Source organism: Lentilactobacillus sp., assembly GCF_040773105.1.
GTDB classification, from domain to species: Bacteria; Bacillota; Bacilli; order Lactobacillales; family Lactobacillaceae; genus Lentilactobacillus; species Lentilactobacillus parabuchneri.
Genome location: NZ_JAXGWW010000106.1, coordinates 1 through 6,872, shown reverse-complemented (window position 1 = coordinate 6,872; position 6,872 = coordinate 1). Strand labels below are relative to the sequence as shown.

At 42.9% G+C, this 6,872-nt stretch carries 8 protein-coding genes; all 8 read right to left on the bottom strand.

Features of this window, described 5'->3' with window-relative positions; translation table 11 throughout:
- Window positions 1–590 precede the first annotated feature (590 nt).
- The 8 genes from AB3112_RS06795 to AB3112_RS06760 all read right to left on the bottom strand — a co-directional run bounded on the left by AB3112_RS06795 (window position 591) and on the right by AB3112_RS06760 (window position 6,662).
- A complete protein-coding gene (locus tag AB3112_RS06795; protein ID WP_057910923.1) occupies window positions 591–1,295 on the bottom strand; it encodes an amino acid ABC transporter permease in 705 nt (234 codons plus the stop codon).
- A gap of 15 nt (window positions 1,296–1,310) precedes the next feature.
- Window positions 1,311–1,949, bottom strand: coding sequence for an amino acid ABC transporter permease (locus tag AB3112_RS06790; RefSeq protein ID WP_057910922.1), 639 nt, complete (start codon window positions 1,947–1,949; stop codon window positions 1,311–1,313).
- Window positions 1,946–2,776 carry a transporter substrate-binding domain-containing protein gene (locus AB3112_RS06785; RefSeq protein WP_057910921.1) on the bottom strand — a complete coding sequence of 277 codons (831 nt, stop codon included), beginning with the start codon at window positions 2,774–2,776 and terminating at the stop codon, window positions 1,946–1,948. Before AB3112_RS06785 ends, AB3112_RS06790 begins: the two co-directional genes overlap by 4 nt.
- Before the next feature lie 26 nt (window positions 2,777–2,802).
- Window positions 2,803–3,543, bottom strand: coding sequence for an amino acid ABC transporter ATP-binding protein (locus tag AB3112_RS06780; RefSeq protein WP_057910920.1), 741 nt, complete (start codon window positions 3,541–3,543; stop codon window positions 2,803–2,805).
- A gap of 495 nt (window positions 3,544–4,038) precedes the next feature.
- Window positions 4,039–4,707, bottom strand: a complete 669-nt coding sequence (locus AB3112_RS06775) for a type 1 glutamine amidotransferase (protein WP_084974576.1) — start codon at window positions 4,705–4,707, stop codon at window positions 4,039–4,041.
- A gap of 17 nt (window positions 4,708–4,724) precedes the next feature.
- Window positions 4,725–5,549 (bottom strand): DUF6681 family protein, encoded by an 825-nt coding sequence (locus AB3112_RS06770; RefSeq protein WP_367334159.1) that lies wholly within the window; start codon window positions 5,547–5,549, stop codon window positions 4,725–4,727.
- Complete coding sequence (locus AB3112_RS06765) at window positions 5,549–6,145, bottom strand: hypothetical protein (RefSeq protein WP_057910917.1); 597 nt, start codon at window positions 6,143–6,145, stop codon at window positions 5,549–5,551. The genes AB3112_RS06770 and AB3112_RS06765 overlap by 1 nt, the downstream gene beginning before the upstream one ends.
- A 73-nt stretch (window positions 6,146–6,218) precedes the next feature.
- Window positions 6,219–6,662 (bottom strand): Fur family transcriptional regulator, encoded by a 444-nt coding sequence (locus AB3112_RS06760; RefSeq protein WP_057910916.1) that lies wholly within the window; start codon window positions 6,660–6,662, stop codon window positions 6,219–6,221.
- Between the last annotated feature and the right edge of the window lie 210 nt (window positions 6,663–6,872).

Below are 6,872 nucleotides of genomic sequence, written 5' to 3'. Positions count from 1 at the left end.
GATTTGGTGGATGTCAGGAAAATTGAGGTTTTAGATTAAATAGACAAATAAGCCGAAACAAGGGTCACCAACTGTGAGTTGGTGACCCTTGTTTGGTTGAGCTGAGTGTTTGATTTTTTATACTTTTTTGTGAGTAGTTGCTCTAATGCTACCTAGTCGAAAACGTGTTCCGACGACCGCAAACGTAGTGCAGCGTCTAGTCCTGTGGGCGACGACCGCAAACGTAGTGTAGCGTATAGTCCTGTGGACGAGGCAACTGACGCTTTACTCTTACTTGGATAAAACGTGTTCCGACGCAACTGACACTGCAATCTAAGACACTTTTATTCAAATCCAAAACCAGGATTTAAATAAAAGCGCTCTTAGCTCTCCGACGGCTGTGAAACCGCCTAGCCTACTCGGCGTGTCAAAACGTTGCTCGTCACACTTTAGTTAGCGTAAGTCCTAGTTTTGCGTTTCCTTTTACCTGGTCGAAATGTGTTCCGACGGGCCTGATGCTAACTTCTAAGTCAACTTTGATTCAAACCCAAAAACGGGGTTTAAATCAAAGTTGACTTAGAAACCGCATCACCCAGCCCTCGTCACACTCTCTATCTTTCCGCTCCCTGCACCACTTCTACGACTTCGCCCGACTTCTTTGCCGTGCCCAATCTGTGGTCGAGGTACTGCGACAACAGCGACAATGAGTAACATACGATGAAGTACATGACCGCCAACGCCAGGAACATTGGAATCGTGTAGTTAGTGTTTTGCCCGTAGATGATTTGCGCATGGTTCATCAAATCCGGCAGCACAATGATCGTTGCCAAAGACGTATCCTTGACCAACGAAATAAACTGACTAACGATCGCTGGAATCATGTTCTTGATGGCTTGCGGCAAGATGATATACCTTAACGCCTGCCAATAACTCATACCAGTTGACCTGGCACCTTCCATTTGTCCAACTGGAATTGAAACAATTCCGGCACGGACAATTTCCGCGACCATTGCCGATTCAAAGACCGCCATCGCAATCACTGACGCCCAAATCGGATCCGGTTTAAAGCCGATATTTGGCAATCCAAAGTAGGTAAAGAAGATAATCAGGATCAATGGCAAGTTACGAATGATATCGATAATAAAGCCGACGATCGCTGAGAAATACTTAATTTTAACGTAGCGAATAATTCCTAAAATTATCCCAAATATGTAACTGAGGATAATCGAACAAACTGAAACTAAAATTGTGACCCAGGCACCTTCGAGAAGGAACCTGATGTTGATCCATGAATATGCACCTAAGACCGTTAACATAGCGTGATTCCTCCTTTATGCCAATTTCTTTTCAAGATAACGCATGTAATAACTCAACGGTAACGTCAAAATCAGGTATAAGACACCGACACAGAGGTAAGTGCTCATACTTTGCAGCGAGTCAGAAGCAATGACGTTTCCTTGATACATCAAGTCAAAGCCGGCAACGAAGGCAAGAACTGAAGAGTTCTTAACCAAGTTGATAAACTGGTTACCCAGTGGTGGAATAACGTATCTGAAAGCCTGTGGCAAAATAATGTAGCGCATTGCCTGCCAGAAACTGAGTCCATTGGCACGGGCGCCTTCCATTTGGCCAGGATCAACGGATTGAATTCCGGATCGAACCGTTTCAGCAATAAATGCTGACGAGTAAAGGGTCAAGCCAATGGTTCCTGAAACAAAGCCGCTAATTTCAACGACATACATCGGAATAACAACGTAGAAGAACATTGTAATAACCAATAGTGGAATGTTTCGGAACAATTCGATATAGACTCTTGAAATTACTCGCAGAAATTTGTTGGGGAAAACTTCCAAAATGGCAAAGGCTGAACCAATAATCAGGGCAAAGAACAGTGCGATAAGACTGCACAAAAGTGTTTGTCCCAAACCATAAAGGAGGGTTCCACCATAATTTTGAAAAATACTTATCATCGTTGTGCCCCCTTCAAATCAAATCCACGAACCTTGTGGAACCATTTATAAAGGAGTTGGTTGTACTCGCCAGATTTTTCAACCTTGGTTAAGGCGTCGTTCATGGCATCTCTCAACTTACCCTGTCCTTTATCAACAGCAATTCCGTAAGGTTCTTTGGTAAACGTACCACCAACTACTGAATACCCGGGGTTTTCGATTGACATCCCGTATAAAATACCGTTATCAGTCGTTAACGCGTCCCCCTGTCCAGACTTCAACGCAGTTAAGGCTTGCGAGTAATCGGTTAGTTGCAGCACTTTTGCTTTAGGAGCAAATTTCTTAATATTTTGAACTGAGTTTGAACCAACAACTCCCAAGACAATGGCGCCTTTATGGTTCAAATCTTTAACGTTTTTGATCGGACTGCCGTTCTTAACGAGGATGGCTTGTCCGGCATCAAAGTATGAACGTGAAAAGTCAACTTGCTTGGCACGTTCCGGTGTAATGGTCATCGTTGCCATAATGGCATCAATGTTCCCGTTTCTAAGTAATGGCATCCGGGTTTGACTGGTAACTTGGATAAAACGGGCCTTGCCGTCTTTTCCAAGGATTTGCTTTGTCATTGCCTTGGCCAAATCAATTTCAAATCCCTTAATTTGGTTATCCTTAACATCCATTAACCCAAACAACTTGGTATCAGCTTTGACACCCCAAGTGATCGTCTTTGTCTGTTTATCCTCTTGCAGCACATTTTTCTGCGATGCAGCGCTTGAACAGGCGCTCAATGTGACGACCATTAAGAGTAAGGTTAACAATAACCCAAGTCTTGATATGATCTTCTTCATGATGTGACCTCCCAATAATGAAATTTTTAATGCGTAATAATTTTGCCAAGAAATTGTCGTGCACGTTCATTGGAGGGTTCACCATTAAAGAATTTCTCGCTTGTGTCGTCTTCCAAAATACGACCGTCGTCCATAAAGATAACCCGGTTGGCAACTTCACGCGCAAATCCCATTTCGTGGGTCACAACCAGCATCGTCATATCGGAATCTTGTGCAATTTCCTTCATAACGTTCAAAACATCATCAATCATTTCAGGATCCAACGCACTGGTTGGCTCATCAAACAAGAGACACTTTGGCTTCATTGCAAGCGAGCGGGCAATCGCGATTCGTTGTTGCTGACCACCGGATAATTGCGCCGGCAACTTGTTGGCTTGGCTTCGAAGACCAACTTGGTCCAACAGTTGCATCGCCGTTTCTTTGTTTTCCTGTTCTGGTCGCTTCAACACAATTCGTGGTGCCAGCATGATGTTTTCAAGCACCGTCTTGTTGGCATACAAGTTGAAATGTTGAAACACCATCCCAACATTTTTCCGAATCCGGTTGGGATCGGTCTTCTTATTGGCCAAATCTTGACCATTAACGATCAATTTACCTTCTTGAATCGGCTCAAGCCCATTAACCGTCCGAATCAACGTTGACTTACCGGAACCTGAAGGCCCGATCAAAACAACGGTTTCGCCAGCTTCAATCTTCAAATTAATATCCTTTAACGCATGGAAATTGCCGTAATACTTTTGTACGTCTTGAAATTCGATCATTGCCATGTCATTTTCCTCCAATGCTTTCAGACAAATTATTAAAATTGCCTAAGAATGATACTACATCCATAATATGTTAAAAATTTTGATAGGTCAAAAAAATGTCACAAAAAGTTTTGTCTCATGTCACATTTCCTGCCAAGTCGTTGATCAGCGTCCAAAGTCAACCAAATTTTCCACCATCACGAATGAATATTTTTGGGTAATGTTCTAATTATAATTCAGAATCATCCAAAATGGAAACCTGTTTTGCATAAATTTTAATTAGATGCTCATTTTAAGAGTCATTAATGAGAGAGTGTGTGACGAGGGCTGGGTGATGCGATTTCTAAGACAGCTTTGGTTTAAACCCCGTTTTTGGGTTTGAATCAAGGCTGTCTTGGAAGTTAGACATCAGGCCCGTCGGAACTCGTTTCGGCTGGATAATCTGAAATCACCAAACAAAAAGCTGAGCCAAAAATTGATCCATTTTGACTCAGCTTTTTTATGAAGATTTTCAAATTAATTTTCAGTAATGTAATTCAGTATCTGGAACATGACATTTTTATTTTCGTCCGGAACCTGACGCGCCAAAATTTCCTCAGCGGACTGATTCAAAACAGACCCTTTGATATATGGATGATCGTTAATGACCATTTCTCTAACGTTATCTTCCTTGGGTTCAAAGTGAAATTGCAGGCCAACAACGTGATGATTCAAAACAAACCCCTGATTAACCAGGTTGTCGCTTGAAAATAACAACTGAGCACCTTCTGGAATTTGGAACATGTCCTCGTGCCAATGAAGCGCGGTCAACTTCTCAGGTAATCCGGGAATCACATCGGATTTCCGATAGACTGGTGCCCAGCCAACTTCCTTGGCAGGACCTTTGGTAACCGGGTACCCCAGCGTTTTGGTAATTTGTTGAGCGCCAAAACAGGCGCCAAAAATTGGTGTCTCATTTGCCAACAATTCTTGAATCAGTGCCCGCTCCTGTTTAATCCACGCCAAGTCATCATTTGGACTCATCGGGCCTCCAAGAATCACCAGCATATCCGTCTCGTCGGCTGTTGGCAGAAAGCCAAATTGATATGGATGATAAACATATAGCTGATAGCCATGTGCGTGGGCCCAGTCTTGAATTGATCCCGGTCCTTCGTTGGGCGTATGCTGCAAAACATTGATTCTCATGATTGATTCCCTTTCCCTTACAGTTTCTTATAGGCGACCATGGCCCTCAGTGTATAAGCTTGCGGTGTCTCAATCACACCAGCACGGCCAATTTGTTTAAACGGCCCGCCCACTAAAGTGACTGAAGCCAAGTAAAGCTTCAATGATCGTAAATCCAGTGATTCAACGGACTGCAGTCCCACCCGGCGGATTTCGCCGACAGGATAGGTTTCGGCCTGATTCAAGCCGCAATATACGACTAATGAGGTCCCTTGCTGACGCATTTCAAAGTACGGCATTAAGACACCCTTGCCAATCGCATAAATCGGCTTTCCGTTAACCTTGAGCAGCTCATAAATCTTGCGGTCGCTCATGCCATCGTAATCCGTTCTAAATAATTGTTGCTGTTCCATCTGGGCGACTAAACGATCAATATTACGCTGCTCGGTTGCCCCGATTTGAATCTTAGCAGGTAAGAGATGTTGATTATCAAACAATCCGTTGGCTGGAACATTGCGTTCTTCAGAAATCACAGTCGTTCCCATCTTTGACTGAACTTGTGTTTCTTGAGGATGTTCTTGAATATGCAGCCATTTGGCAAGTTTTGGAGAAATATCAAACCACGGCTGGCGTTTCGTGAAGTAATAAAAGAAGTTGCAAACCGTAAAGTACATCAAAATGATTGCAACCAATAAGATTAACAATCCCTTGGTCAGCATTGAGTTCTGCAAAAATCGAAAACCGATGTAGAACAAATAAATGTCGCCAAAGAAGCCCAGAACGGTGTAGATGCGGCTTTTTAACGTCACGTTAATATTAAAGTAACCGAGGTAGTGGTTAACCATGTCTAAAAAGCTAAACATTAGTTAGTTCCCTCCCCTGTCGTATCACCCGTCACCTGTTGGGTCGTGGTGGTATCGTTGTTATTTTGTGTATTCGTGGCACTCGACCCGGTTGTCCCAGTGGTCGTATTGCCAGACTTATTATTTTGATCATTCGTTTGATTTGAATTGTTGTTCTCGGTGGTCCCACCAGTGGTTGTGGTCCCTTTATTTGTGGTGGTGCCTTTGTTAGTTGTCTTGGACTTATTTGTCGTTGTCCCACTCTTGTCCGTCGTGTCGTTAGTGGTAGTTTGGTCACTACTATCGGCATTGGCCTTCTTATCGCTTTCGGCCTTTTCAGACGAAGCTTTGGCTGCTGACGATTCCTCAGCGGCCTTCTTCTTGGCTGATTCTTCCTTAGCCTTTTCCGCCTTGGTTTTCTCGTCATCAGTCTTCTTTTTATTGTTGTTGCCGTAAATCGAATTGGAGATTTGCTTTTGATGAGTCGTTTGAGTGGTCCTAGGGGTTCCCTCATCAGTGGATGTCACGTTATTAACCACAACATTGGTTGCACCAAGTGCCAAAGAAATCGATAAAATGGCAAATGGTGTAATTAATGGCGGAATTCTATTATCCATTCAAAAAACTTCCTTACTAAATTTTGTAGCCTTAATTATCGCATAAGAATCTGAACGAATGCTAAATAATTCGTTAATTATTCATTAAGTTAGCGCATTTAGGGCACAAACCATAAATCTGGAATAAATGCCCCGTCACTTCACAGCCTGAGAGCTGGGACGTAATTTCTGGACTTAGTGGGCAGTCCTTGAGTTCGATGACCTTACCACAGTTACTACAAATAAAGTGGTGATGATGTTCTTGTTGGAAGTCACACTGAAACTTAACCGAAGCCCGGTCACCTTGAACTTGTCTTTCAACAATTCCAAGGTCGGCAAATTCGGAAATGTTTCGATAAATGGTGTTATGACTCATCTTCGGAAATGTTTTACGCATAAACTCATCAATGCTCGTCACGTCCACAAATCGATTGGTGGCCGTACCGACCAAGAATTCAATCATCGCCGTGCGTTGTTTCGTGATTTTAAAATGATTATCTTTTAATACTCTGGTTGCTTGTTCGATTGCTGCAGGCATCCTACTCACCTCTAATAAGTAATTGTTACTGTTTATTCGCATATTACCATAGTTTCAACCCGTCAACAACTAAAGAACCGTTAATCATTATATTTCTCAACGATTTCGTCAATCTTTTCCCGGGTCTTATCCCAGTCTTTGTTGACCACTTCATAGGCCGTGCCCTTTAATTCGTAAGGCATCTGAAGATCACGGTTATATTCCTGACTT